This is a genomic window from Brasilonema octagenarum UFV-OR1, from assembly GCF_963888615.1.
GTDB classification, from domain to species: domain Bacteria; phylum Cyanobacteriota; class Cyanobacteriia; order Cyanobacteriales; family Nostocaceae; genus Brasilonema; species Brasilonema sennae.
Genome location: NZ_CAWPKW010000150.1, coordinates 1 through 512 on the forward strand (window position 1 = coordinate 1; position 512 = coordinate 512).

The 512-nt window shown below is 39.5% G+C and carries 1 protein-coding gene; it reads right to left on the reverse strand.

Annotation, left to right across the window (positions count from 1 at the left end; genetic code table 11):
- Positions 1–512, reverse strand: a 512-nt coding sequence (locus tag AC5590_RS10220; RefSeq protein ID WP_370460863.1) for an NACHT domain-containing protein, incomplete at both ends; no start/stop codon positions are given.

The window sequence follows — 512 nt, forward strand, 5'->3', positions numbered from 1 at the left end:
GTTTCATCTTGCCAATGTTTGCCAAAAACTTCACTCTTAAGTTCTTCAATCTCCAGCGATCGCGTCTCTTTAAACTGCCAGACAAATTCCCAAGCACAGAAATATTCTAAAAACGTCCGATGAACAAAAGCATAATAATCTGCACCCAGGAAACATAACATAAAGTTGCGAGTCCGCAGTTGATTTATCATCACCCTCGCAATTTTTGTGGCATTATCACCTTCTAGAGTTTTTAAATACCCAGTCAGAATTCTTTCTAAATCATTCGCACTTATCAAATTGCCTGCCAAACCTTTTTCACTGGTTTGCATATGGTAAGCAACTTGACGCAACATTGCTTGCTTATCTTTATAATCTATTGTTTTCGGATCTAACCTCTTATCTTCGACTAAAGCACGTTCCACATCCCATTGATGCAGCAGCACCCGCGATGCTTGGTTGTAAAGTTCTGGTCTGTCTCTTGGCAATTCTTGGTTACGATTCAAAATTGCCATCATCGTCAACAATAAAGG